This is a genomic window from Sphingomonas sp. PAMC 26621 (genome assembly GCF_000251145.1).
In the GTDB taxonomy this organism is placed as follows: domain Bacteria; phylum Pseudomonadota; class Alphaproteobacteria; order Sphingomonadales; family Sphingomonadaceae; genus Sphingomonas.
Genome location: NZ_AIDW01000019.1, coordinates 87837 through 110622 on the forward strand (window position 1 = coordinate 87837; position 22786 = coordinate 110622).

The 22786-nt window shown below is 65.7% G+C and carries 24 protein-coding genes; 14 read left to right on the forward strand and 10 right to left on the reverse strand.

Annotation, left to right across the window (positions count from 1 at the left end; genetic code table 11):
- The first annotated feature begins 275 nt into the window (after positions 1–275).
- From RI03_RS10335 to RI03_RS10350, 4 genes are all read left to right on the forward strand, one after another.
- Complete coding sequence (locus RI03_RS10335) at positions 276–941, forward strand: DUF6975 family protein (RefSeq protein WP_010217180.1); 666 nt, start codon at positions 276–278, stop codon at positions 939–941.
- Between the two features lie 113 nt (positions 942–1054).
- Positions 1055–1909: an AAA family ATPase gene (locus RI03_RS10340; protein ID WP_010217182.1), complete on the forward strand. Its 855-nt coding sequence runs from the start codon at positions 1055–1057 to the stop codon at positions 1907–1909.
- Positions 1910–2016: 107 nt separating this feature from the next.
- Positions 2017–2580, forward strand: a complete 564-nt coding sequence (locus RI03_RS10345) for a CHAP domain-containing protein (protein WP_010217184.1) — start codon at positions 2017–2019, stop codon at positions 2578–2580.
- 131 nt (positions 2581–2711) lie between these two features.
- Positions 2712–3890: a vWA domain-containing protein gene (locus tag RI03_RS10350; protein WP_010217186.1), complete on the forward strand. Its 1179-nt coding sequence runs from the start codon at positions 2712–2714 to the stop codon at positions 3888–3890.
- Between the two features lies 1 nt (position 3891).
- Here RI03_RS10350 and RI03_RS24065 read toward each other — a convergent pair whose 3' ends face one another.
- The 4 genes from RI03_RS24065 to RI03_RS22685 all read right to left on the reverse strand — a co-directional run bounded on the left by RI03_RS24065 (position 3892) and on the right by RI03_RS22685 (position 6511).
- The gene (locus RI03_RS24065) at positions 3892–4050 is read right to left on the reverse strand and encodes a hypothetical protein (protein ID WP_157136955.1); all 159 of its coding nucleotides are present in this window, start codon (positions 4048–4050) and stop codon (positions 3892–3894) included.
- Positions 4051–4220: 170 nt separating this feature from the next.
- Positions 4221–5417, reverse strand: a complete 1197-nt coding sequence (locus tag RI03_RS10355; protein ID WP_010217188.1) for an exo-beta-N-acetylmuramidase NamZ family protein — start codon at positions 5415–5417, stop codon at positions 4221–4223.
- A gap of 145 nt (positions 5418–5562) precedes the next feature.
- Complete coding sequence (locus RI03_RS10360) at positions 5563–6078, reverse strand: DOMON-like domain-containing protein (protein ID WP_010217190.1); 516 nt, start codon at positions 6076–6078, stop codon at positions 5563–5565.
- Between the two features lies 1 nt (position 6079).
- Positions 6080–6511 carry a GIY-YIG nuclease family protein gene (locus RI03_RS22685; RefSeq protein ID WP_338009633.1) on the reverse strand — a complete coding sequence of 144 codons (432 nt, stop codon included), beginning with the start codon at positions 6509–6511 and terminating at the stop codon, positions 6080–6082.
- A gap of 20 nt (positions 6512–6531) precedes the next feature.
- On the opposite strand from RI03_RS22685, the gene rimO reads away from it, so the two are divergent.
- Genes rimO through RI03_RS10375 form a run of 3 tightly spaced genes read left to right on the forward strand, consistent with a single transcriptional unit; the run spans position 6532 to position 9682 of the window.
- Positions 6532–7860 carry a 30S ribosomal protein S12 methylthiotransferase RimO gene (gene rimO / locus RI03_RS10365; protein ID WP_010217195.1) on the forward strand — a complete coding sequence of 443 codons (1329 nt, stop codon included), beginning with the start codon at positions 6532–6534 and terminating at the stop codon, positions 7858–7860.
- A 38-nt stretch (positions 7861–7898) separates the two neighbouring features.
- Positions 7899–9290, forward strand: a complete 1392-nt coding sequence (locus RI03_RS10370) for a leucyl aminopeptidase family protein (RefSeq protein WP_010217196.1) — start codon at positions 7899–7901, stop codon at positions 9288–9290.
- On the forward strand, positions 9287–9682 hold the full coding sequence (locus RI03_RS10375; protein ID WP_026046628.1) for a hypothetical protein: 396 nt from the start codon (positions 9287–9289) through the stop codon (positions 9680–9682). The genes RI03_RS10370 and RI03_RS10375 overlap by 4 nt, the downstream gene beginning before the upstream one ends.
- A gap of 10 nt (positions 9683–9692) precedes the next feature.
- Here RI03_RS10375 and RI03_RS10380 read toward each other — a convergent pair whose 3' ends face one another.
- Entirely contained in the window at positions 9693–10334 is a 642-nt protein-coding gene (locus RI03_RS10380) for a GNAT family N-acetyltransferase (RefSeq protein WP_010217200.1), read from the reverse strand.
- Between the two features lie 16 nt (positions 10335–10350).
- Positions 10351–11088: a triose-phosphate isomerase gene (tpiA, locus tag RI03_RS10385; protein ID WP_010163988.1), complete on the reverse strand. Its 738-nt coding sequence runs from the start codon at positions 11086–11088 to the stop codon at positions 10351–10353.
- Positions 11089–11224: 136 nt separating this feature from the next.
- On the opposite strand from tpiA, the gene RI03_RS10390 reads away from it, so the two are divergent.
- Both RI03_RS10390 and RI03_RS10395 read left to right on the forward strand, forming a co-directional pair.
- Positions 11225–13174: a peptidylprolyl isomerase gene (locus tag RI03_RS10390; RefSeq protein ID WP_026046629.1), complete on the forward strand. Its 1950-nt coding sequence runs from the start codon at positions 11225–11227 to the stop codon at positions 13172–13174.
- Positions 13146–14681 carry an anthranilate synthase component I gene (locus tag RI03_RS10395; RefSeq protein WP_010217205.1) on the forward strand — a complete coding sequence of 512 codons (1536 nt, stop codon included), beginning with the start codon at positions 13146–13148 and terminating at the stop codon, positions 14679–14681. The genes RI03_RS10390 and RI03_RS10395 overlap by 29 nt, the downstream gene beginning before the upstream one ends.
- Positions 14682–14827: 146 nt before the next feature.
- On the opposite strand, the gene RI03_RS10400 is transcribed toward RI03_RS10395, so the two are convergent.
- Positions 14828–15259, reverse strand: coding sequence for a hypothetical protein (locus RI03_RS10400; RefSeq protein WP_026046631.1), 432 nt, complete (start codon positions 15257–15259; stop codon positions 14828–14830).
- Between the two features lie 124 nt (positions 15260–15383).
- Between RI03_RS10400 and RI03_RS10405 the strand changes: the two genes are divergently transcribed.
- From RI03_RS10405 to moaC, 4 genes are read left to right on the forward strand one after another with little or no spacing between them, the layout of a single operon-like run.
- Positions 15384–15968 (forward strand): anthranilate synthase component II, encoded by a 585-nt coding sequence (locus RI03_RS10405; RefSeq protein WP_010217210.1) that lies wholly within the window; start codon positions 15384–15386, stop codon positions 15966–15968.
- Positions 15965–16960: an anthranilate phosphoribosyltransferase gene (gene trpD, locus RI03_RS10410; protein ID WP_010217212.1), complete on the forward strand. Its 996-nt coding sequence runs from the start codon at positions 15965–15967 to the stop codon at positions 16958–16960. The genes RI03_RS10405 and trpD overlap by 4 nt, the downstream gene beginning before the upstream one ends.
- On the forward strand, positions 16957–17742 hold the full coding sequence (trpC, locus tag RI03_RS10415) for an indole-3-glycerol phosphate synthase TrpC (protein ID WP_010163996.1): 786 nt from the start codon (positions 16957–16959) through the stop codon (positions 17740–17742). The genes trpD and trpC overlap by 4 nt, the downstream gene beginning before the upstream one ends.
- Entirely contained in the window at positions 17739–18206 is a 468-nt protein-coding gene (moaC, locus tag RI03_RS10420) for a cyclic pyranopterin monophosphate synthase MoaC (RefSeq protein WP_010217214.1), read from the forward strand. The genes trpC and moaC overlap by 4 nt, the downstream gene beginning before the upstream one ends.
- A gap of 79 nt (positions 18207–18285) precedes the next feature.
- Here moaC and RI03_RS10425 read toward each other — a convergent pair whose 3' ends face one another.
- Both RI03_RS10425 and RI03_RS10430 read right to left on the reverse strand, forming a co-directional pair.
- The gene (locus RI03_RS10425) at positions 18286–18660 is read right to left on the reverse strand and encodes a response regulator (protein ID WP_010217215.1); all 375 of its coding nucleotides are present in this window, start codon (positions 18658–18660) and stop codon (positions 18286–18288) included.
- Positions 18657–19703, reverse strand: coding sequence for an HWE histidine kinase domain-containing protein (locus RI03_RS10430; protein ID WP_026046632.1), 1047 nt, complete (start codon positions 19701–19703; stop codon positions 18657–18659). Before RI03_RS10430 ends, RI03_RS10425 begins: the two co-directional genes overlap by 4 nt.
- Positions 19704–19915: 212 nt before the next feature.
- On the opposite strand from RI03_RS10430, the gene RI03_RS10435 reads away from it, so the two are divergent.
- Positions 19916–20248, forward strand: coding sequence for a GFA family protein (locus RI03_RS10435; RefSeq protein ID WP_026046633.1), 333 nt, complete (start codon positions 19916–19918; stop codon positions 20246–20248).
- A gap of 51 nt (positions 20249–20299) precedes the next feature.
- On the opposite strand, the gene RI03_RS10440 is transcribed toward RI03_RS10435, so the two are convergent.
- Positions 20300–22627: a TonB-dependent receptor gene (locus RI03_RS10440; protein ID WP_010217222.1), complete on the reverse strand. Its 2328-nt coding sequence runs from the start codon at positions 22625–22627 to the stop codon at positions 20300–20302.
- Positions 22628–22786 lie beyond the last annotated feature (159 nt).

Consider the following 22786-nt stretch of genomic DNA (forward strand, 5'->3'; position numbering starts at 1 on the left):
CAAAGCAACAAGCTAAGACATTGCCATTATAGTAGAATTTTCAGAACCGGCGATGACGGAAAGACAATTTCTCGTACCGTCTAGGCGATCCAGCAATCATTTGCCGATCAATAACTTGCGTTTGCCGCCAAGGATTGTGCGCGACTAAGTTGAAATAGGTTTAACCTGCCATAAACCAGGTTTTTACGTGCTTCGGTATAAGCCTTGCGCCAAAGCGGTGTGGCGTCCTGCCAATACGGCGGACGCGACTCGAACCGAAGGACGAACCGAAGATCATGCCGACCGCAGCGACAGGGGTACATTCGGGGGCGGGAGTCCCCGGTACGATCGTGGCGCTTGCGGGGACGGATAGCTGTGCGCACCACCCCTTCGTTCCTCGCCTGCTCGGCGCGCGGGCTGCCGGGCGCGATCTTGCCGATGCGATCCACGCGTTGTGTGCGGTGCACGGGCGCGCGAACATGCTGTTCGAGGCGGCCGCGCGGCAACGCATTCCCGACGTCGACCACCGCTGGCTCGACGATGCCGCCGCCGCAATCGCAGGCGAGCGTGGCTATCTCGCCGCTTTGACCGCCGCGGTAGGCCCCCTGCCCTCGACCCCGGGCCAGGCAGAGAGCGACAGCGCGTTCGCCGCGCTTCGACATGCCTTCGATACGCTCGCCGGCTCGGACCGGCTCGGTTGCGCCACCGGGGCGGCCATCGCGCTGCTGATCGACTGGCAGACGTTTCGCCGCATCTGCGATACCGCCGCGGGTCGGGTCGGAGTGGAAGTTCCGCCGAGCGAACTGCCCGACGAGGGTGCGATCGTCCGGCTGAGTGCGGCGGCGGGCGCAGGCGCGGCGGTCCACCGCGCGATGCGGTTCGGCGCGCAACAGGCGTTTGCGCAGCATCGCGGTCTGTTGTGCCTGATCGAGGCGCGCGCGACCGCGCGCGACCGGCACTAGGCGAGGCCACCGCGCACACCCCTCCCCCCGGGGTTCGTTTCGAGCGCGCTTGCGCTACTGCGCGCATTCCCGCTATCGCCGTACCCGGAATTCAAACGAACGAGGGCGTCGCGATGAAGCGGTTCGAAGGCACGCAAGGCTATGTCGCCACCGATGATCTGAAGGTCGCGGTCAACGCAGCGGTGACGCTGCGACGCCCGCTTCTGGTCAAGGGCGAACCCGGCACCGGCAAGACCGTGCTCGCCTATGAGATCGCCAAGGCGCTCGATGCCGAACTGATCGAATGGAACGTCAAGTCGACCACCAAGGCCCAGCAGGGCCTGTACGAATATGATGCGGTCGCGCGGTTGCGCGACGGGCAGTTGGGCGACGCGCGCGTCCACGACATCGCCAATTACATCCGCAAGGGCAAATTGTGGGAAGCGTTCACCCGCCCCAAGCCGCCGGTGTTGCTGATCGACGAGATCGACAAGGCCGACATCGAATTCCCCAACGATCTGTTGCAGGAACTCGACCGGATGGAATTCCACGTTTACGAAACCCGTGAGACGGTGCGCGCGGTCGAACGGCCGATCGTCATCATCACCTCGAACAACGAAAAGGAACTGCCCGACGCGTTCCTGCGCCGCTGCTTCTTCCACTATATCAAATTCCCCGACCGCGGCACGATGCAGGCGATCGTCGATGTCCACTTCCCCGGCATCCAGAAGATCCTGGTCAACCGCGCGATGGATATCTTCTACGATGTCCGCGACGTGCCGGGGCTCAAGAAGAAGCCGAGCACGAGTGAATTGCTCGACTGGCTCAAGCTGCTGCTCCACGAGGACATGCCGCTCGACGTGCTGCAGAACCGCGACCCGACCAAGGCGATCCCCCCGCTCCACGGCGCGCTGCTCAAGAACGAGCAGGACGTGATGCTGTTCGAGCGCCTCGCGTTCATGGCGAAGCGACAGCAGAACAAGGGCTGAAGCGCGACCCCGGCCTGCCCCGAGGTGACGGCGGCTGAATTTCGGTAACGACTCGGTCACCGTTTCGCGCTACGCAAACCGCCGGGCTGTGTCCGACGGGATGCCAGATGCGCGGAATTCGATTGACGATCACGGCGTTGAGTGCGGTCCTTGTGACGGCACCGGCGGTCGCGTCGTCGCTGCTCGACTATGTCGGCCAATGCGTTCCCTTCGCGCGCGCCGCCTCCGGAATCCAGCTGTTCGGCGATGCCTGGACGTGGTGGGCGCAGGCCGCGGGGCGTTATCGCCGGGGCGAGATGCCCAAGGCGGGTGCCGTCCTCGTCTTCGCCCGCACCAGCCGGCTTCCGCTCGGCCATGTCGCGGTCATCAGCCAGGTCGTCGATTCACGCGTCGCGATGGTGACGCACGCCAATTGGTCACGGATGAACGGCGAGCGCGGCCATGCCGAACAGGATGTCACGCTGACCGACGTCTCGCGCGACAATGACTGGAGCGTGGTCAAGGTGTGGTTCCGCGACAATGCCGGGCTCGGCGGGTCGGTCTTTCCGACCTACGGCTTCATCTATGGCCAGCCGGTCGGCGACCGGGCGGTGGCAAAGGTCCGGCCCGCACGCGAGCTGACCGGGCGGCATCCCGACTACGTCGGCGCGTTGATCGACGCCTATCGCTGACGCCGCGCGGGCTGTCCTACACGGCCCAAGTCTGTCATCATCGGGTCGCGGCGTCGTCCAGCCGACGCGCCGTGCGCCCGTCTGCAATGGCGTGCGTGTGCGACCTTTGTGATGTTCCGGACCATAACGCCATGTTCCTCCACTTCCTCGACGAGCTCCGCGCCGCCGGCATCCCGGCCAGCCTCAAGGAACATCTGCTCCTGCTCGAGGCACTCGACGCCGAGGTGATCGATCGCACGCCCGAGGATTTCTACTACCTGTCGCGCGCGGTGTACGTGAAGGACGAGGGCCTGCTCGACCGGTTCGACCAGGTCTTCTCGAAGGTGTTCAAGGGCATCGCCACCACCTTCGGCCAGACCACCGCAGAGATCCCGGAAGACTGGCTCCGCGCGGTCGCCGAAAAATATCTAAGCCCGGAGGAAATGGCCGCGATCACGGCGCTCGGATCGTGGGACGAGATCATGGAGACGCTCAAGAAGCGGCTCGACGAGCAGAAGGAGCGGCACCAGGGCGGCAACAAGTGGGTCGGGACCGGCGGCACCTCGCCCTATGGCAACAGCGGCTATAACCCGGAGGGCGTCCGCATCGGCGGCGAAAGCACGCACAAGCGCGCGCTCAAGGTCTGGGACCAGCGCGAGTTCCGCAATCTCGACAACACCCGCGAGCTCGGCACGCGCAACATCAAGGTTGCGCTCCGCCGGTTGCGCAAGTTCGCACGTGAGGGGGCGGCGGACGAACTCGATATCGACGCAACGATCGACGGCACCGCGCGGCAGGGCTGGCTCGACGTCGTGATGCGCGCCGAACGCCGCAATGCGGTCAAGCTGCTGCTGTTCCTCGACGTCGGCGGCTCGATGGATCCGTGGGTGAAGTTGTGCGAGGAATTGTTCTCGGCGGCGACCACCGAGTTCAAGAACCTCGAATTCTTCTACTTCCACAATTGCCCTTATGAGGGCGTGTGGAAGGACAACACCCGGCGCTTCGCCGAGCGGACTCCGATGTGGGACGTGCTCCACAAGTTCGGGCATGACTATAAACTGGTGTTCGTCGGCGACGCGTCGATGAGCCCGTATGAGATAAGCCACCCCGGCGGATCGGTCGAGCATTTCAACGAGGAATCAGGAGCGGTGTGGATGCACCGCCTCACCACGACCTATCCGGCCGCAGTATGGCTCAATCCGATTCCCGACCAGCAATGGGGCTATTCGCAAAGCGTCCGGATCATCCGCGAGCTGATGAGCGACCGCATGTATCCGCTGACGCTCGCCGGGCTCGACGAGGCGATGCGCGAACTGACCCGGAAACGCTAGCTCAGGCGGCGGTGAGGTCGGTCGACAGCGCCTGCAATTTGGCGAGATAGGAATGCACGAGCACCATGCGCCGCTCGCGCGCTTCGACGGTAATGGCGCGTGCGGCGGCAAGACGTTCCGCCGTCACCCGGCGCATGTAAAACAGACGGTCTGATTCCACTTGGTCCACCCTCCGATACGATCCGACAACCCCCCAGCCGTCGCGAATCGCCTAAGTCCTGCATGACCGAGGGTGCGGCATCGCGCCATCGTCAATCCGGCTTATGACCGCGACTCGTTACTCAATTACGACCAACCGAAATTTATTTTCGTAAAGCGATCAGGACACGGTCAATAGCGGAGGAAGTCTTGGCGACGTTCGGCCCAGGCGGCTTCGTCGGCGATCGTTACTGCAGTGAGATCGCCTGGGCACGAAGCCGCATCGTCGACCCATTCCCGCAAGCCCGGGCCGCCGTTGATGACGTCGATCGGCAATTTGCCGAAGGCATATTCATACGGAAAGTCGCGCCACAACGGATACTCTGGATAGAGCGTCCGGATCGCCTTGAACGCGAGCGCCTGAAGCCGCCACGGCCGGAAGGCGGCATGGTCGTAGCTGGGGCCTTCGCAGTGGATCTGGACGCCGTTGCACAATTGGTGGACGTGCTTGTGGAAGGTCGGTTCGAACCAGATCTCGCGCAACCGGCAGCCCTCGAGCCATTCGGGCGCGAGCCGCCGCATCTCGCCGATCACCGCGCGTGCCGCGACATCGGGAGCACCGAACAGTTCGAGCGGACGGGTCGTCCCGCGGCCTTCGGAAAGCGACGTGCCTTCCAGCATCACCGTACCCGGGTAAGCCCGCGCCATCATCACATTGGGCGCGTTCGGGCTGGGGTTGATCCACGTCCGGTCGACCGGCCAGCCGAAGCCCGGCGCGGCGTCGGGCTGCCAACCTTCCATCGCCACGACCTGATAGTCGACATCGAGCTTGAGCAAGTCGACGAACCAGTGGCCGAGTTCCCCCATCGTCAGCCCGTGGCGCATCGGCATCGGCCCCGCGCCGACGAAGCTTTCCCAGCCCGGCAGCAGCGTCAGCCCTTCGATCGGACGGCCGACCGGATTGGGGCGATCAAGCACCCACACCGCCTTGCGGTGTTCGGCGGCGGCTTCGAGCACATAGCGCAGCGTCGTGATGAAGGTGTAGATCCGCGTGCCGAGGTCCTGCAGGTCGACCAGCAGCACGTCGAACAGGTCCATCGATTCCGCGGTCGGGCGGCGCACCTCGCCATACAGGCTGAAGACCGGCATCCCGTAGGTCGGATCGGTGAAGTCGGGCGACTCCATCATATTGTCCTGAAGATCGCCGCGCACGCCGTGTTGCGGGCCGAACATCGCGGTGACGTTCACGCCGACCCCGACCAGCGCGTCGATCGCGTGCGTCAGGTCGGCGGTCACCGAAGCGGGATGCGCGAGCAGCGCGATGCGCTTGCCCTCGAGCGGCTTGCGGAGCGCAGGGTCGGCGAGGAGGCGATCGATACCGAAGTTCATGGGGTCTGGTCCCTGCACCATCTCGATTTTGCTTCCCCGGCGACGGCTGGGGCCCAGTAGCGAAGGTGATCGTTACCGCGCGCTGCGTCTTGCGTTCAACCGTCCCTCGACTGTGCCCCGGCCTTCGCTGGGGAAGCAAAGCAGGTCAAGGGTGCGGCGGCACCGGCAGGGTCGCGATAAACGTCGCGCGGTTGTGGAAATCGGGCGGCCCGGGCGCATGGGCGAGTGCCCAATAGGATTTGGTGCCGTCGGTTTCCTCGATGACGGCGGTGAGGCTCATCTGAAGCGGGCCCGGCGGCAGGTCGGACAGGTTTTGGCGAACCACGGCGAGATAGGCGGACTCGTGATCAACATGTGGCTCTACCGACAACGGAAGATCGCAACCGCCCGCCCGATAGGAGTCGAACCGATAGGCCGCCCATTGCGTCGACGGCGAATAGTTGAACTCGAAATAGACGTCCGATCCGGGAGGCGCGAGGAAGAGCTCGCAGCAGGTGGTCTTCCAGAGGCCGTCGGTGCGCGAGGGAACAGCCCGGTCGGGAAGCGCGACGTGCTCCAGACCCTCGACGGTGAAGGTCAGGAGCAGTTCGTCGCCGTCCCGAAGCACCTCCGCGCTGACCGATCGCACCGCACTGGGCGGCCTGTCAGGATGCGCGACCAACCTATATTCCTTCCCCGGCGAAGGCCGGAGCCCAGTAGCGGTGTCCGTCATGGCTGTGCGATCCGATCGTACGACGTTCCCACTCCCGGTTGAGACCTTCGATTTCGCGGACTTTCCACGTCCGATGCCAAGATTTCATTTGAAACTCCCGAACACGCGCTGATTCAAACGAGCTCTGCGCCTCGTACCACACCAGTAATTTGCAGCCGTTGGTCTTAGTGAAGCCTCCAACTACGCTTTCACAGTGCTCCCAAACGCGCCGTACCAGATCATTGGTTGATCCGAGGTAGAGCGTGCCGTTTCGTCGGCTCGCCATCATGTCGATACAAGCCTGCTCGTCCATAACGACCGCCATCGCTCTTGGGCCCCGGCCTTCGCCGGGGAAGGAAGAAGAATAGCGTAATCGGGGTGGCTGGAAAAATTGCTCGAACACGCCTACATGCCACCGTTCCCATGGCAACAACACTCCCCTCCCCGCCGAAGATCGGCATGGTCTCGCTCGGCTGTCCCAAGAATCTGGTCGATAGCGAACGGATCCTGACCAAGCTGCGCTCCGATGGCTATGCCATGTCCCCCGATTATGCGGGTGCCGACGTCGTGCTCGTCAACACCTGCGGTTTCCTCGATTCCGCCAAGGAAGAGTCGCTCGAAGCGATCGGCGAGGCGATCGCGGAGAACGGCCGCGTCATCGTCACTGGCTGCATGGGCAAGGAAGCGGAGATGATCCGCGCCAAATTCCCCGGCATCCTCGCGGTCACCGGTGCGCATCAATATGAGGAAGTCGTCGGCGCGGTGCATGAAGCCGCCCCGATGCCGCCGAGCGCGTTCCTCAATCTCGTCCCCGAGAGCGGGCTCAAGCTGACGCCGCGGCACTACAGCTATTTGAAAATTTCAGAGGGCTGCAACCACCGCTGTGCCTTCTGCATCATCCCAAGCTTGCGCGGCGACCTCGTCAGCCGCCGCCCCGATGCGATCCTGCGCGAGGCGGAGAAGCTGATCGAGGCGGGCACCCGCGAACTCCTCGTGATCAGCCAGGACACATCGGCCTACGGCGTCGACATCCGTCACCAGCCGCGGATGTGGCACGGCGAAGAAGTCCGCGCGCACATGACCGACCTGTCGCGTGAACTCGGAAAGCTGGGCGCGTGGGTCCGGCTCCACTACGTCTACCCCTACCCGCACGTCGATCAGGTCATCCCGCTGATGGCCGAGGGGTTGATCCTCCCCTACCTCGACATTCCGTTCCAGCATGCCAGCCGCAACGTCCTCAAGCTGATGAAGCGCCCGGCGAACGAAACCAAGGTGCTCGAGCGCATCAAGACCTGGCGCACCATCGCGCCCGACATCGCGATCCGCTCGACTTTCGTCGTCGGCTTCCCCGGCGAGACCGAGGACGATTTCGCCTATCTGATGGACTGGCTGGAAGAAGCGCAGCTCGACCGCGTCGGCGCGTTCCGCTTTGAGCCGGTCGAGGGCGCCGCTGCCAACGACCTGCCCAACCACGTGCCCGAAGAGATCAAGGAAGAGCGCTACGCACGCCTGATGGAACTGACCGCGCGGATTTCGGCAGACAAGCTCCAGGCCAAGGTCGGCCGCACGCTCGACGTCATCGTCGACGCGGTCGATGACGAGGGCGGCGCGACCGGTCGGTCGAAGGCGGATGCGCCGGAGATCGATGGTGAAGTCTTCCTCCGCGACGCAGGGCACCTCAGCATCGGCAGTATCGTTCCGGTCGTGATCGAGGATGCCGACGAGCACGATCTTTACGGCGTGCCCGCCTGACCGCTTGCGCGCGGGGCGAGCGCTCCCGATACAAGGGTATGACCTTTGACCCCGCGCAGTTGCTCCAGGCCGATCGCGGCCAACCCGCCCGCCTCATTCACGTCGTCCACCCGGATCAGTGGTCGGCGTGGCTCACCGCCCAGCCCCCACGGATCCGCGCAACGATAGCCGCGCATCGCCTGACGGGAAAGCCGGGCAACCGAGCGGTTCTCCCCGGCGATGCTGCAGACGACTGGGCGATGCTGCTGGTTTGCAACGAAAGCCTCGAGTCGCCGTGGCGGATCGCGTCGCTTGGCGGACAGCTTCCGGAAGGCACGTATCGACTGGCGCAGGGCGAGCCCGGCGCGGCGATGCTCGGCTGGGCGCTCGCGCAGCACAGCTTCGATCGCTACCGCAAGGATGAGGCGGCGGTCGGCCCTCGGGTCCTGCTGACCAGTGAACCCGCGCGGATCGATCCGGTCGTGGCGATCGCGCGTGCCGTTGCGAAAGTGCGCGATCTCGTCAACACGCCAGCGGCCGATCTTGGTCCGGCGGAGCTCGAGGCAGACGCTGCAGCGCTCGCCAAGTCGCACGGGGCGACGCTGACCGTTGCCAAGGGGGAGCCGCTGGTCAAGGGCTATCCGATGATCCACGCCGTCGGCCAGGCAGCGGCCAAGGGGCGCGAGCCGCGGCTGATCGAGCTCGAATGGGGCAACCCGGCGCATCCCCGCATCGCGGTTATCGGCAAGGGCGTGTGTTTCGATTCCGGCGGGCTCGACATCAAGCCCTCGTCGGGAATGCGGCTGATGAAGAAGGACATGGGCGGTGCCGCCCATGCGCTCGCGCTCGCCGGGCTGATCATGGGCGCGCGGTTGCCGGTACGGCTGCACCTGCTGATCCCGGCGGTCGAGAACAGCATCGCGGGCAACGCGTTCCGCCCGGGCGACGTGCTGGCGACGCGCAAGGGCGTGACGGTCGAGAACACCAACACCGATGCCGAGGGTCGGCTTGTCCTTGCCGACGCGATCACGCGTGCCGCCGAGGAAGCGCCGACGCTGATCCTCGACTTTGCAACGCTGACCGGCGCGGCACGGGTCGCGCTCGGGCCCGACCTGCCCGCCACCTTCGCCAATGACGATGCGTTGGCCGAGGCGCTGCTCCACGCCGGAACCGAGACCGGGGATCCATTGTGGCGGCTGCCGCTGTGGGATGGCTATGACGAGATGCTGGCCTCCGACATCGCCGACATGGTCAATGCGCCCGACGGCGGGTTCGCCGGATCGGTGACGGCGGCGTTGTTCCTGCGCCGGTTCGTGCCTGCGGATACGCCATGGGCGCATTTCGACACGTTCGCGTGGCGCCCGTCCGCCAAGCCGGGCCGCCCCAAAGGGGGTGACGCGCTCGGCCTGCGCGCGGCATGGGCAATGCTGCAGGCGCGCTATCCGGGATGATCTACATCCTGATCAATCTGGTGCCGATCCTCGTAGCGACCGGAATCGGGCTGCTGCTCGGCGCGGCGTATCGCGCCACGGTTGATCGAGGTGTGTCGCCGCCGGTGACGATCGCGACTCTGCTGATCGCAACGCTCGGCCTGTTCTGGTTCGCGTCGATTCTGGCCGGCGCGCTGATCCTTGCGCCGCCCAAGGCGGCACCGTGGATCATGGCGGTGGGCAGCGCCGTGGTGATCTGGGCCGGGTTCGTGCTGCCGGTCGTCGCGATCACGCAAAGCTATCGCGGTGCGCGGCTCGGGCAGATCACGCGCGATGGTCTGTTCTGGTTGGTCACGATGGTTTTTCAGGCCGTGGCAATGAAGTTGGTCGGGCTGGCCCCGCCGCCCGCCTGACACAGCACGGTCACCGGTCGACGATTTCGATCGTCGTGTATGGCGCAACGACACGCCACCCCAGCGTCTCGTACAGGGCTCGTCCCGCGTCGGTCGCGGCAAGCATTCTGCACGCGGCACTATCCGGTTGCGCGTGGCCGAGCGCATGCATCACCGCGCGACCCAAGCCGCGTCGATAGTGTGCCGCCTCGGTCCTGATCCGGTCGTAACAGTCGATCCTGCCCGAGCGGCAGCCATAGCCCCGCGCCGCGAGTGCCCCATCATCGCCGATGATGACGGCCGCAACGACACCGTCGGCCGTCGTCACGTCCAGCGCATAGCCGGGCGGGAGCGTCGGCTCGGCATCGTCGCGTCGCGGATCCTGCACCATGATCCAGGCGACGGACTGGAGCGTCCAGCGCGACGGCACGACCGCCAGCACCGCCGAAGGGGCCGCGCACGCCTTGAGGAACACGCGCGGCGCAGCGATCGCTTCCGCTGTCGCAGCAAATGCCGTGTCCACGTCGAGGAAGACATAGCGGGCCTGCTCGACCGCGCTAGCGGTATCGACTCGCAGACCGCCCCGGTCACGAACCGGGAGAGGCAGGAGGCGTGCGCGCGACCGCGCCGTCGCCCAGTCCTCCAGCATCCACCACGAAAGGGGCCCGGTCATCCCGTCGATCCGATGCTTACGCCGCTTCGATGATCGGCACGAACTTCGCCGCGGTCAGGCTCGCGCCGCCGACCAGTGCACCGTCCACCTCCTCGGTCTCCAGGATCGCCGCGGCATTCGCGCCCGTGACCGAGCCGCCGTACAGGATCCGGATCCCGTCCGCGGCATCTCCCACCAGCGTCCGCAGCTTGGCGCGCGCGATCGCATGGACTTCGCCGATCTCGTCGAGCGTCGGGGTACGCCCGGTACCGATCGCCCAGCGCGGTTCATAGGCGAGCGTCAGCCAGTCGCCCGTCGCAAGATCGGGGACCGACTTCTCGATCTGCGCCTGCACCACCCGCGCGGCGCGACCGGCATCGCGTTCCGCGTCGGTCTCGCCGACGCACAGGATGACGCCGAGCCCGTGGCGGTGCGCTGCGCTTGCCTTCGCCCAGGCATCCTGGCTGGTCTCGCCCTGATCGGCGCGCCGTTCGCTATGCCCGACGATCGTGAAGCGCGCGCCCGCCTCGGCAAGCATCGATGCCGACAGGCATCCGGTGTGCGCGCCGCTCTCCGCCTCGTGAACGTCCTGTCCGCCGATCATGAACTTGGGGACCAATGCCACCGCGGGTGCGATGAGCGTTGCCGGCATCGCAATCGACACGTCGATGCCGCCAGCCGCCTCCGCCGCCGCCGCGATCGTCACGAGCTCCGCCAAGGCGGCGTGACTGCCGTTCATTTTCCAATTGCCTGCCACCAGCTTGCGTCGCGCCATCTGCGGGTCTCTCCTTTTGTATCTTTCCGACAGCGATAGCGCAGCGTGCGTGCTGCACAAGCTTGATGCCGCCCCGACCTGCCCGTAAAGCAACCCCTCTTAGTCCCTTACAACGACAGATCGGCCGCACCCGACCATGCTCAGTTTCTTCCGTAGAATGATCCGCCACCCGCTCGGCGGCGCGGTCGCGCTGGGCTTCGTCGCCCTGCTCGGTCTCGCGTTCGTCCTGTCGGATCATTCGAGCAGCAACACCGGCGCGTCGGTCAACGCCGCCGACGTCGCGGTGAAGGTCGGTAACAAGACGATCACGATCAGCGAGCTGCGCGCCGCAGTGGCGCGCGACATGGACGGCTATCGCCAGCAGCAGCCGACGCTCGACATGCAGCAGTTCGTCGCGGGCGGCGGGTTCGACGCGACGCTCGAGCGACTGATCGATTCGACCGCGTTCCGCCAATATGCCCAGGCGCAGGGCATGGTCGTTAGCAAGCGTGCGGTCGACGGTCTGATCGCCAGCCAGCCGGGCCTTACCGGGCTCGACGGCAAGTTCAGCCAGGAGAAATACGAGCAGGTGCTCCGCCAGATCGGGATGACCGATGCCGAGGTCCGGCTCCAGTCGACCGACCAGGTGCTGACGCGCCAGTTGCTGCTCTCTCCGATCCAGGCGAAGCAGGTGCCGGCGGCACTTGCGATGCCGTACGCAGATCTGCTTCTTGAGAAGCGCAGCGGCCAGATCGGGTTCATCCCGGCGGCGGCGCTGCCTGCCGGCCCCGCGCCGAGCGATGCCGAGCTGACCACTTTCTATGCGCGCAACTCGGGCAAATATCGCCTGCCCGAGCGCCGCATCGTCCGTTACGCGACGCTGACCCCGGCCTCGGTTGCCGCACAAGCGACACCAAGTGACGCCGAGATCGCCGCCGCTTACCGCGCGCAATCTCAGAAATACGCCGCTGCCGAGCTTCGCACGATCGTTCAGGTCGTCGTTGGCGATCAGGCCTCGGCCAATACGCTTGCCGCCAAGGTGCGCGGCGGAACGCCGATCGAGCAGGCCGCGCGCGCAGCCGGGCTCGAGCCTGCGACGATCAAGGATACGCAAAAGGCGGCCTTTGCCGGCCAGTCGTCGCCCGAGATCGCCAATGCAGCGTTCGCAGCGAAGGCCGGCGACGTCGTTGGCCCGCTCCGCGCACCGCTCGGCTTCATCGTCGCCAAGATCGCAACCGTCCGCACCCAGGCCGCAAAGTCGCTCGCCGAGGCAACCCCCGAACTCAAGGCATCGCTCGCGCCGCAGAAGGTGACCGCGCTGCTGACTGAGAAGCGCAACGCGCTTGACGATGCATCGGGCAAGACGAGCTTCGATGGCCTTGTCGCGAAGAACCAGATGGCGGTGCAGACGACCCCGGCGCTCACCGCGAGCGGTCAGAACGTCGACACCCCGACCGTCAAGCCCGATCCCGCTTTGACCCCGATCCTTGCCGCCGCCTATGCCGCGTCGGCGGGTGACCAGCCGCAGACGGTGCCGCTCGGGCAGGACGGTAGCTTTGCCCTCGTGACGCTCGACAAGGTGATCCCCGCCGCTGCCCGTCCGCTCACGGAGATCCGCGATGCCGTCGTGCGCGACTATCAGCTCGACCGTGCGGAACGGTCGGCGCGTGATGTCGCGGCGAAGGTCGTTGCGGCGACCAATGGTGGCACCGCGCTGTCGCAAGCGCTGGCCGCGACCGGGCTCAAGCTGCCGCCGCTGCGTCCGGTCACCGGTCCGCGCGCAGCGCTGATCGGCAACCCGCGGCAGGTGCCGCCGCCGCTCGCGCTGATGTTCGCGATGGCGCCCAGGAGCACCAAGCTGCTCGAGGCACCCGACAAGTCGGGCTGGATCATCGTCCATCTCGACACCATCACGCCCGGCAATGCGCAGGGCAACGCCAAGGTGATCGCGGGCACGCAGAGCGATCTCGGCAATGTCGTCGGGCGCGAATATGTCGCGCAATTCGGCAAGGCGGTGCAGAATTCGATCGGGACGTCGCGCAACGCCGCTGCGATCGCGTCGCTCAAGGCCGAACTGCTTGGCGTCGCCAGTGCCAGCCAGCCCTGATCGTGCAGGCGCCGCCGCGGCGCGGGTTGCGCTTGCGGCGGGGCGCCCGGCGTTGCTGTGGCAGCGCCAGATCGCGGACACCGAAACCCCCGTCGCCGCGGCACTCAAGCTGATCGAACCGGGTCGCGGGGATTTCCTGCTCGAATCGGTCGAGGGTGGGGAGACGCGCGGACGGCACAGCCTGATCGGGCTCGCGCCGGATCTGCTGTTCCGCGCGCACGGGTCGGCAGCGGAGATCAACCCTTCGTGGCTGACCGATCGAGCCGCCTTTAAGCCCTGTGCGCAGCCTACGCTCGACGCGCTTCGGGCCTTGGTCGCGACGTGCCGGATGGACGTCCCCACCGAACTGCCGCGCGCGCTCGCCTGCCTCGTCGGCTATTTCGGCTACGAGACGATCGGCCTGGTCGAACGGCTGCCGCGCCCATCCCGGGACGCGCTCGGCGTGCCCGACATGATCTTCGTGCGGCCGACCGTCATTCTCATCTTCGACCGGTTGGCGGATGCATTGTTCATCGTCTCCCCGGTCTGGCCCGATCACGCGCGCGACCCGGACGCGATCATCACCGACGCGCTCGATCGGATCGAATCGACCGCAGCCCGGCTAGCGACCGCCCCCCTGCCCGCACCGGTCCGGATCGAAACGCCCGACGAGATCGCGCTGACGTCGGCCCTGCCCGCCGGGCGTTATGCCGAGATGGTCGCACGTGCGAAGGACTATATCGTCGCTGGCGATATCTTTCAGGTCGTGCTCGCACAGCGCTTCACCGCGCCATTCCCGCTCCCGCCGATCGAACTGTATCGCGCGTTGCGACGGATCAACCCGTCACCGTTCCTGTATCACCTCGATCTGCCCGGATTCGCGTTGACCGGTTCGTCGCCCGAAATCCTCGTCCGGGTCCGCGATGGCGAAGTCACGATCCGCCCCATCGCGGGAACCCGCCCGCGCGGCAAGACCGCCGCCGAAGACGAGGCCAACCGCACGAGCCTGCTCGCCGACCCCAAGGAGCGCGCGGAGCATCTCATGCTGCTCGATCTCGGCCGCAACGATGTCGGACGTGTGGCGGAGGCCGGCAGCGTTACCGTCACGGCCAGCTACACGACCGAGTTCTACAGCCATGTGATGCACATTGTGTCGAACGTCGTCGGGCGGCTCGCCCCCGACAAGGACGCGCTTGACGCACTGTTCGCCGGCTTCCCGGCTGGCACGGTTTCGGGCGCACCGAAGGTCCGCGCGTGCGAGATCATTGCCGAACTGGAGGATGCGGTGCGCGGGCCGTATGCGGGCGGCGTCGGCTATTTCTCGCCGGACGGATCGATGGATTCGTGCATCGTGTTGCGCACCGCAGTGGTCAAGGACGGGGTCATGCACGTCCAGGCCGGCGCGGGGATCGTCGCGGACAGCGAGGCCGTCTATGAGCAGCGGGAGTGCGAGGCGAAGGCCGGAGCGTTGCTGGCGGCCGCGCGGGAAGCGGTCGGACGGGCCAGCGAGGCCGGCTTCGGTCAGTAATTCGCCACGCCAGAGCCTGATCCATGGTCGCGAGGTAAAGACGGCTTCCCGCCCCCTTTGAAGCGGGAGTTGGAAGAGATGATGATCTCCCAAGCCGTTGCCCGAGTGTCACCCCGGTGCAACACCGGGGTTCACCACCCATCAGATCACGGAACGATCTCGGCCTGCCGCCGCCGTTCTGCACGATCCGCCGCAAACTGTTCCGCGCGGAGCTTCGAGCAGCCCGTCTGCCCGCCCGAACCGACCGGTGAGCAGGTATCCGGCAGGCCCGCTGCCCGACGTCCGGCGTCATCGGCGACGGCAGTGCGGTTCACCCAGCTCTGGTTCTGCGCCGGGATCGGCTTGTCGTCGCGCAATTCCTTCGGGATCCGGTACGGTTCGCCGACGCGCGCGCAGACGACGATCTCGGCATCGGGATCCGTCGACTTGGGACACGCCTGATTCCCCGTCAGGGTGATCGAACGAATCCGCTGCGGCGGTTTGCCCGACTCGGCTTGCTGCTGCCCCGCGGGAACTTGCGCGAACGCGGCAACGGGCAAGGCGGTCAGCAGCCCCAGCAGGGCAAAGGTGCGCGACATCATCATTTCTCCTGAGGATTCCCTAACGTGCGGGGTGCAAGGTTGATCCATGCTGAACCACGTCCGCCGGGCCGGTAGCAGCGTAATCATTGTGGTATATGTCCAAACACGGTAGCGGCGCGCGATGATCCTCGTCATCGACAATTATGACAGCTTCACCTGGAACCTGGTCCATTATCTGATGGAGTTGGGCGCCGAGGTGAAGGTCGTTCGCAACGATGCGCTGACCGCCGCGGATGCGATGGCGAGCAACGCGCAAGGGTTTCTAATTTCCCCCGGCCCGAAGACGCCGACCGAGGCGGGCGTCTCGCTCGATCTCGTCGCGGCCTGCGCGGAGGCAGGGCGGCCTTTGCTTGGCGTGTGCCTTGGCCATCAGGCGATCGGGCAGCATTTTGGCGGCACGGTCGTGCGTGGCGGGCTGATGCACGGGAAAACCTCTCCGGTGCAGCACGATGGCAGCGGCGTGTTCGCCGGCCTCCCCTCGCCGTTCATTGCGACGCGCTATCATTCGCTGATCGTCGAGGACATGCCCGACTCGCTGATCGCCAACGCGCATGCCGACGACGGGTCAGTGATGGGCGTCCGCCACCGCACGCTGCCGATCCACGGCGTGCAATTCCACCCCGAGAGCATCGCCACCGAGCACGGCCATGCGATGCTCGCCAATTTTCTCGCCGACGCGGGCATCACCGCGAAGACGCCGGCATGAGCACGCTCGCCTTGCTCCCCGATCCGACGAGCCCGCTCAGCCGCGAGACGGCGGCGAAGGCGTTCGCCGACCTGCTCGACGGGCATGTTCCCGAAGACGCGATCGCGGCGTTCCTGGTCGGGCTGACCGAACGCGGCGAGACCAGCATCGAGATCGCCGAGGCCGCGCGCGCGTTGCGCAACCGACTGATCCCGATCTCCGCGCCTGCGGGCGCGATCGACGTTTGCGGCACCGGTGGCGACGGGCATCATACGCTCAACGTGTCGACCGCGGTATCGATCGTCGTTGCGAGCACGGGCGTGCCGGTCGCCAAGCACGGCAATCGCGCGGCGTCGTCCAAGGCGGGCGCCGCCGACACGCTCGAGGCGCTCGGGCTAGACATGGACCGTGCGGGCGCGCTCGCCGAGGCGAGCCTGCGCGACATCGGCATCGCCTTCCTGTTCGCCGCGAACCATCACCCGGCGATGCGGCAGATTACCCCGATCCGCCGGCGGATCGGGCGGCGGACGATCTTCAATTTGATGGGCCCGCTCGCAAATCCTGCCGGGGTCACCCGCCAGCTGATTGGGATCGCTCGGCCCGATTATACCGCGACCTATGCCGCCGCGCTCGAGCAGCTCGGCACCGAGGCGGCGCTGGTCGTTTCAGGCGAGGAAGGCCTCGACGAACTGTCCTGTGCCGGGCCAACCGTCGTCGTCGGCGTCGGGCAAGCGGAGCTCCCCGGCCGGATTGCACCCGAGGACGCCGGACTGTCGCGCCATCCGATCAGCGCGATCGTCGGCGGCGACTCCGCCCATAACGCCGCTGCGTTGCGCCGCCTGCTGACCGGCGAAACCGGTGCCTATCGCGATGCCGTGCTGTTCAACGCCGCCGCCGCGCTGATCGTCGCGGGGACCGCGCAGACTTTGTCCGACGGCGTCGCACGCGCCACCGATGCGCTCGATTCGGGCGCCGCCAATACCTTGCTCGATCGCTGGATCGCTTATTCATGACCGATATTCTCAATCGCATCCTCGAAACCAAGCGCGCCGACGTCGCCGCGCGCAAAGCGACGATCCCGATGGCCGAACTCGATGCGCGAATGGCGGCACAGAGCAAGCCGCGCGGGTTCCGCGCTGCGCTCGACGCCAAGGCGCTGACGGGACCCGCACTGATCGCGGAGATCAAGAAAGCCAGTCCGTCCAAGGGCCTGATCCGCGAGGATTTCGATCCCCCTGCGCACGCCACCGCTTATGCCGCCGGCGGTGCGGCCTGCCTGTCGGTGCTGACCGACGAGGCGTGGTTCCAGGGGGCGGACTCGTATCTTTCGGCCGCGCGGGGGGCGTGTGACCTTCCCGTGCTGCGCAAGGACTTCATGGTCGATCCGTGGCAAGTGCCCGAGTCGCGCGGGCTTGGCGCGGATGCGATCCTGCTGATCATGGCCGCGCTTGACGATACGTTGCTCGCCGAGATCGAGGCGAGCGCGATCGAATGCGGGATGGACGTGCTGGTCGAGGTTCATTCGCAGGACGAGATGGAGCGCGCGATGAAGCTCAAGTCGCGGCTGATCGGCGTCAACAATCGCGACCTGCGCACCTTCACGGTCGATTTCGCGCGGACCTACGAACTCGTGTCCAAGGCCCCCAAGGGCTGCACCTTCGTCGCAGAAAGCGGGCTGACGACCCGCGCCGACCTCGACGCGATGGCGGAGCACGGCATCCGCTGCTTCCTGATCGGCGAGGCGCTGATGCGGCAGGCGGATGTCGAGGCGGCGACGCGGAGCCTGATCGGATGAGCGGGCTGACGCATCTCGACGCGGCGGGTGCCGCGCACATGGTCGACGTCGGCGGCAAGGATGCGACCCGGCGCGAAGCGGTCGCGCGCGGGCGGATCGACATGATCCCCGAAGCGGTCCGCGCGATCCGCGATGGCAGCGCGATCAAGGGCGACGTGCTCGCGGTGGCGCGCGTTGCCGGCATCATGGGCGCGAAAAAGACGAGCGACCTGATCCCCTTGTGCCACCCGCTCCCGCTCACGCGTGTAGCGATCGATCTTGCGGTGGATGATGCGGGCGTCGTCGCAACCGCGACCGCGGCGACCGAAGGCAAGACCGGAGTCGAAATGGAGGCGCTCACCGCGGTCAGCGTGGCGCTACTGACGATCTACGACATGGCCAAGGCGATCGACAAAGGCATGACGATCCGGGACATCCAGTTGCTGACCAAGTTCGGCGGCAAGTCGGGCGACTGGGTACGCTGAACCCTGCGACGGCGGCTGCTTTGACGCCATACAGGCGGCTGGGCGTCGTCAGGTGCGGGAACGGCGGCCGGGAACGGCGCTAGGCCCACGCTGGCAGAGGATGGTCGGCTATCAGCTGTTTCAAAACTGCCACCAAAGGCGCTTTCGCATACGGCTTCCTTAGCATCGGCCGATCGAGCAGGTCCGTGCGGTCTCCATGATCGCCATAGCCGGTCGCGAACGCAAACGGGATACCGCGCTGCGCCAGCATATCTGCGACCGGATAGCTTTTCTCACCGTTCAAGTTGACGTCGATCATTGCCGCATCGAAACTGTGTCCGGCCAGAATTGCGAGCGCCTCGGCAACGCTGGCGGCGGAGCAGCCGAGCTCTTCCAGCGACATTTCTATCTGCATTAGCACGAGCATCTCGTCCTCGACGACGAGGATCCTGCGGCCGGCGAGAAGGCCGGTCATGCTTGCGCCCCGGAGGAGATTGGTATGTCGATCGTGCACGCCAAGCCTGCCCGCAGATATTCGAGCGTGACATTGCCGCCGAGCTCGTGCGGCAACCCACGCTCGATGACCCACGATCCGAACCCCTTGTGCGTCGGCGGCACCACCGGCGGTCCGTCGTGCTCCCGCCACCGGAGCACGAGCCGGTCTTGCGGCGCTGAAGACACCGTCCAGTCGATCGCGACGTTGCCAGCATCGTTCGAGAGGGCACCGTATTTAACGGCGTTGGTCGCAAGCTCGTTGAGCGCGATTGCGACCGAGAGTGCGGCCTTGGGCGACAGATGGACATTGCCGCCTGTGATCGTGAAACGCTCGGCGCAGCCCGCGACAACCTTGAACGGGTGCAGCGCTGTATCGACCAGATCGTGTAGCCCCGCGCCCTCCCAATTGCGGTGGGTGAGGAGGTCGTGCGACCGCGATAAAGCCAGAATGCGGGACTCGATCGCTTCGCGGATCACCGCCGGTTCGGCCGGCCGCCGCAACGCCTGGGTGACGATCGACTGCACCGTCGACAACGTGTTTTTTACCCGATGGTTGAGTTCGTCGATCAACATCTTGCACCGAGCGTTATCCTGCCGGTGGTTGGTCAAATCGACGAGCGACACGAAATGCTGCACAACCGTGCCGCTATCGTCGCACACCGGGCTGACGAACATCGACGCCCAGAATTCGCTACCGTTCTTTCGCTTGTAATGGATTTCCGGTTCGTGGTCGCACTCTCCGCGGAACGCTGTTTCGACCGTCTCCATTGTTTCCGAGTCGACCCCCACGGCGAGCAACGACTGGAAACTTTTGGCGAGCACTTCTTCTCGGGAATAACCCGTCAGCGTCAAGAACGCATCATTTGCGAAGATGACTGGGTGGCCGGGCTCCACGTCAGTAAAAACCATCGGCATCCGGGTCTTCTGAGCAGCCACGACGAATGGGCCAAGTTCCTTTCGGAACGTGTCGACTGCTGCCTCGCCCTCTTTTTGGGCCTCTGATTTTGCTGTTACATCCGCCATTTTATTCCTTAACCTGCCGTGGCTTACTCGCTTAGTCTCCGTCCTCCTAAGAATATTTGTCATGCAGGCGGGAAGACGGTCGTCTTGAGCCTCGGGGGCGTCCAGCGCGTCTGGAATGGTTGCTTGCTAAGGCCGGCCCGAGGCAGGAACATCGCGGAGCTACCAACGCCCGCCCACTTGCGAACACGCTGAACCCGCCTTTACAAGTCGCCATGCGCGTTCGGGGAAGTTGCCACTGCGGTGCGGTTCGGGTGGAGGTGCCGGACACCCCATCGTGGGTAGCCGACTGCAACTGCTCGCTGTGTCGCAAGCTTGCGTGGCGTGTGGCCTATTACCCGCCCGAGCAGGTCCGCATCTCGGGCAAAACCACCGCCTATGTCTGGGGCGACCGGATGATCGGCATCCACCATTGCCCGGTCTGTGGCTGCGGAACCCACTGGCAAACGCTCGGCGAGGATTTCGGCAAGATGGGCGTCAACGCCCGCCTGCTCGACGGCTTCGATGAGAGCGGCATCGAAGTTCGCAAGGTCGACAACGCGGACTGAATGAAACGCCACGGCCGCTCCCGACAAGGGAACGGCCGGGGCGCCAGGCCATCAGAACTTGCCGCTGAGTGATACGCCGATGATCCGCGGGTCGTTGAAGACTGCGGCGTTGTAATTCTCGATCACGCCCTTCAGGTTCTTCTCGTTGGTCAGGTTGCGGACGAACACCGCGAGCTCATATTTGTTGTCCGGCGCGACATAGCCCGCCTTCAGGCCTGCCTCGAACGTCCCGTCCGAGGTGAACTCGGCGGTCTTGTAGAGCACGAAGTTGGTATAGCCCTGGACGTTCGCATCGCCCGCGAGGAACAGCGAGCCGCCGTTGCCGAGCGGCAGATCGTAGCGTGCGGTCGCATTGAACTGATATTTCGGCGCGTTGGGGAGCGGGTTGCCGTCGATCTGCGCGAAGGTGTTCGGGCCGACACGGATCGTCGGATCCTGCACCGTGCAGGTGACGACCCCGCCGAGGATGCAGACCTGCGCATAGACGCGCGGATCGTTGATCTCGGTGTGGAGCAGGCTGCCGCCGAGGCCCAGCGTGAACTGGCGGACCGGCCGCCACTTCAGCTCCGCCTCGCCGCCCCATGCCTTCGCCTTGTCCGCGTTGAACAGCACGCCATTGCCGAACGAATCGTTGCCGTTGAGCTGAATGTCGCTGACTTCGTAATAGAAGCCGGTCGCGTTGAAGCGCAGCGTGTTGCCGAACAGGTTCGACTTGAAGCCCGCTTCATACGACATGATCGTTTCGGAATTGGCGGTGGTAAAATCGGTGTTGAACACCGCAGAACGCCCCTGGATCGTCGGTCCGCGGAAGCCGCGCGCGACGCGCGCATAGACGCTGACATTGGGGTCGATCTGGTACAGCGCACTCGCGTCCCAGCTCGGCTGCGTATCCGACAGGCGGACGTAGCGGCGACCGGTGTAGCTCGACACGCCCGCCGCATTGGCGTTGGCGATCAGCAGACGGGTCGCTTTGGTGTCGTTGGTGACGCGCACGCCGCCGGTCAGCGTCAGCTTGGGGAGGATCTCATAGCTGATCTGGCCGAAGCCCGCGTAGGACGTGTTGAAGTCCCGCAGCAGGACGTAGTTGTTCGGGTTCGGGCGGGTGTTGTTGAGATCGGGCTGGATCAGGAAGACGCCGCGCTGGTCGAATTCCGTCAGGTCGCGCTGCTCGAAATACATCTCGCCGATCTGCCACTTGAACCGGCCGGTGCCGTCGTCCGACAACCGGACTTCCTGCGTCAGCTGGTCGAGATTGCGGACCCGGCCCTGGCTCTCGCCATAGAAGCGCGCGCCGGCGAAGTTGGTCGCAGCACCGCCATCGGTGTCGCCGCGGCTATAGCCCGAGGTCGTTTCCCACGCGGTGATCGAGGTCAGCACCACGCCGCCAAAATCGTTCTTCAGGTTGAGCGACGCGCCGTAGGTCTTGTACGCCTGCGGATTGTTGGCCGCCTCGTCGAGCGCGATCGACGCGCGCGGTTCGGCGCTGACGTCGTTCGAGCCGCGCTTGAGCGCGCCGCGATGGAAGATCGTCGACGTGCCGCTGTAATCACGCGCATGCGCGGAAAGCAGCCCGGTGAAGCCCGTGTCGGGCGGGGTCAGCATTAACTGGACGCGAACGTCCTTCTCGTCGAACCCGCCGAGCTTGTCCTTGCCGCCGACAGTGCCGTCCGCGCTGACGCCGGTATAGGTGTTGTCGACCCAGTTGTCGCGGTGCTGGAACAGCCCGGAGACCCGGAACGACAGCACGTCCTTGACGATCGGCCCGCCGACGCCCGCATCGATCGTCGCGGTGTTGTAGCTGCCGAACGACGCCGAGGCGCGACCGTGGAAATCGTTGGTCGGGCGGTTGGTGTCGAACTTGATGATGCCCGCGGTGGTGTTGCGGCCGAACAGCGTGCCCTGCGGCCCGCGCAGCACCTCGACCTGACGGACGTCGAACACCGGGTTGGACTTGAGCACGACATGCTCGAGCACGACGTCGTCCTGGATGATCGACACCGGCTGCGAGGCGCCGAGATAGAAATCGATGTTGCCGAGGCCGCGGATGTAAAAGCGCGGGAAGATGCGCCCGGTCGTCGTCTCGGCATAGAGGCCGGGAACACGGTTCGCGAGTTCGAGCACGTCGCCGCCACCGCTCTGGAAGGCGCGCAGATCGTCCCCACCGACGACGCCGACCGACACCGGCACCTTCTGCAGGTTCTCGCTCCGGCGCTCCGCCGTGACCACGATATCGCCGACGCCGTCCGTAGTAGCGGGTGCCTCGACCGATGCGGGCGTGGCAGCGTCGGGCGCGGTCTGCGCCATCGCCGACGGGACCGCGAGCAGAGCCGAACCGGCGGCACCGGCAAGCAGCAGCGATTTTGCGATGGTGATCGTCATGTGCGGAGTCCCCCTTGGATTGCTTTGGGAACCGACCGACCCGCTGCGCCGTCCCGCGCCATTTTGGCATCGTGACGGGTGAGTTGCGCCCGGGATCGAAAAGTCCGTTCCCCCGCCGCGCCCGCTAGGGTTGGTTTGTTGCTAATTGATGACATGCTG

What these genes read in the sequence shown, in the direction of transcription:
- RI03_RS10335 (WP_010217180.1), top strand. Translation starts at nt 276, where the DNA reads ATGCCGACCGCAGCGACAGGGGTACATTCGGGGGCGGGAGTCCCCGGT.
- RI03_RS10340 (WP_010217182.1), top strand. Translation starts at nt 1,055, where the DNA reads ATGAAGCGGTTCGAAGGCACGCAAGGCTATGTCGCCACCGATGATCTG.
- RI03_RS10345 (WP_010217184.1), top strand. Translation starts at nt 2,017, where the DNA reads ATGCGCGGAATTCGATTGACGATCACGGCGTTGAGTGCGGTCCTTGTG.
- RI03_RS10350 (WP_010217186.1), top strand. Translation starts at nt 2,712, where the DNA reads ATGTTCCTCCACTTCCTCGACGAGCTCCGCGCCGCCGGCATCCCGGCC.
- RI03_RS10355 (WP_010217188.1), bottom strand. Translation starts at nt 5,417, where the DNA reads ATGAACTTCGGTATCGATCGCCTCCTCGCCGACCCTGCGCTCCGCAAG.
- rimO (WP_010217195.1), top strand. Translation starts at nt 6,532, where the DNA reads ATGGCAACAACACTCCCCTCCCCGCCGAAGATCGGCATGGTCTCGCTC.
- RI03_RS10370 (WP_010217196.1), top strand. Translation starts at nt 7,899, where the DNA reads ATGACCTTTGACCCCGCGCAGTTGCTCCAGGCCGATCGCGGCCAACCC.
- RI03_RS10375 (WP_026046628.1), top strand. Translation starts at nt 9,287, where the DNA reads ATGATCTACATCCTGATCAATCTGGTGCCGATCCTCGTAGCGACCGGA.
- RI03_RS10380 (WP_010217200.1), bottom strand. Translation starts at nt 10,334, where the DNA reads ATGACCGGGCCCCTTTCGTGGTGGATGCTGGAGGACTGGGCGACGGCG.
- tpiA (WP_010163988.1), bottom strand. Translation starts at nt 11,088, where the DNA reads ATGGCGCGACGCAAGCTGGTGGCAGGCAATTGGAAAATGAACGGCAGT.
- RI03_RS10390 (WP_026046629.1), top strand. Translation starts at nt 11,225, where the DNA reads ATGCTCAGTTTCTTCCGTAGAATGATCCGCCACCCGCTCGGCGGCGCG.
- RI03_RS10400 (WP_026046631.1), bottom strand. Translation starts at nt 15,259, where the DNA reads ATGTCGCGCACCTTTGCCCTGCTGGGGCTGCTGACCGCCTTGCCCGTT.
- RI03_RS10405 (WP_010217210.1), top strand. Translation starts at nt 15,384, where the DNA reads ATGATCCTCGTCATCGACAATTATGACAGCTTCACCTGGAACCTGGTC.
- trpD (WP_010217212.1), top strand. Translation starts at nt 15,965, where the DNA reads ATGAGCACGCTCGCCTTGCTCCCCGATCCGACGAGCCCGCTCAGCCGC.
- trpC (WP_010163996.1), top strand. Translation starts at nt 16,957, where the DNA reads ATGACCGATATTCTCAATCGCATCCTCGAAACCAAGCGCGCCGACGTC.
- moaC (WP_010217214.1), top strand. Translation starts at nt 17,739, where the DNA reads ATGAGCGGGCTGACGCATCTCGACGCGGCGGGTGCCGCGCACATGGTC.
- RI03_RS10425 (WP_010217215.1), bottom strand. Translation starts at nt 18,660, where the DNA reads ATGACCGGCCTTCTCGCCGGCCGCAGGATCCTCGTCGTCGAGGACGAG.
- RI03_RS10430 (WP_026046632.1), bottom strand. Translation starts at nt 19,703, where the DNA reads ATGGCGGATGTAACAGCAAAATCAGAGGCCCAAAAAGAGGGCGAGGCA.
- RI03_RS10435 (WP_026046633.1), top strand. Translation starts at nt 19,916, where the DNA reads ATGCGCGTTCGGGGAAGTTGCCACTGCGGTGCGGTTCGGGTGGAGGTG.
- RI03_RS10440 (WP_010217222.1), bottom strand. Translation starts at nt 22,627, where the DNA reads ATGACGATCACCATCGCAAAATCGCTGCTGCTTGCCGGTGCCGCCGGT.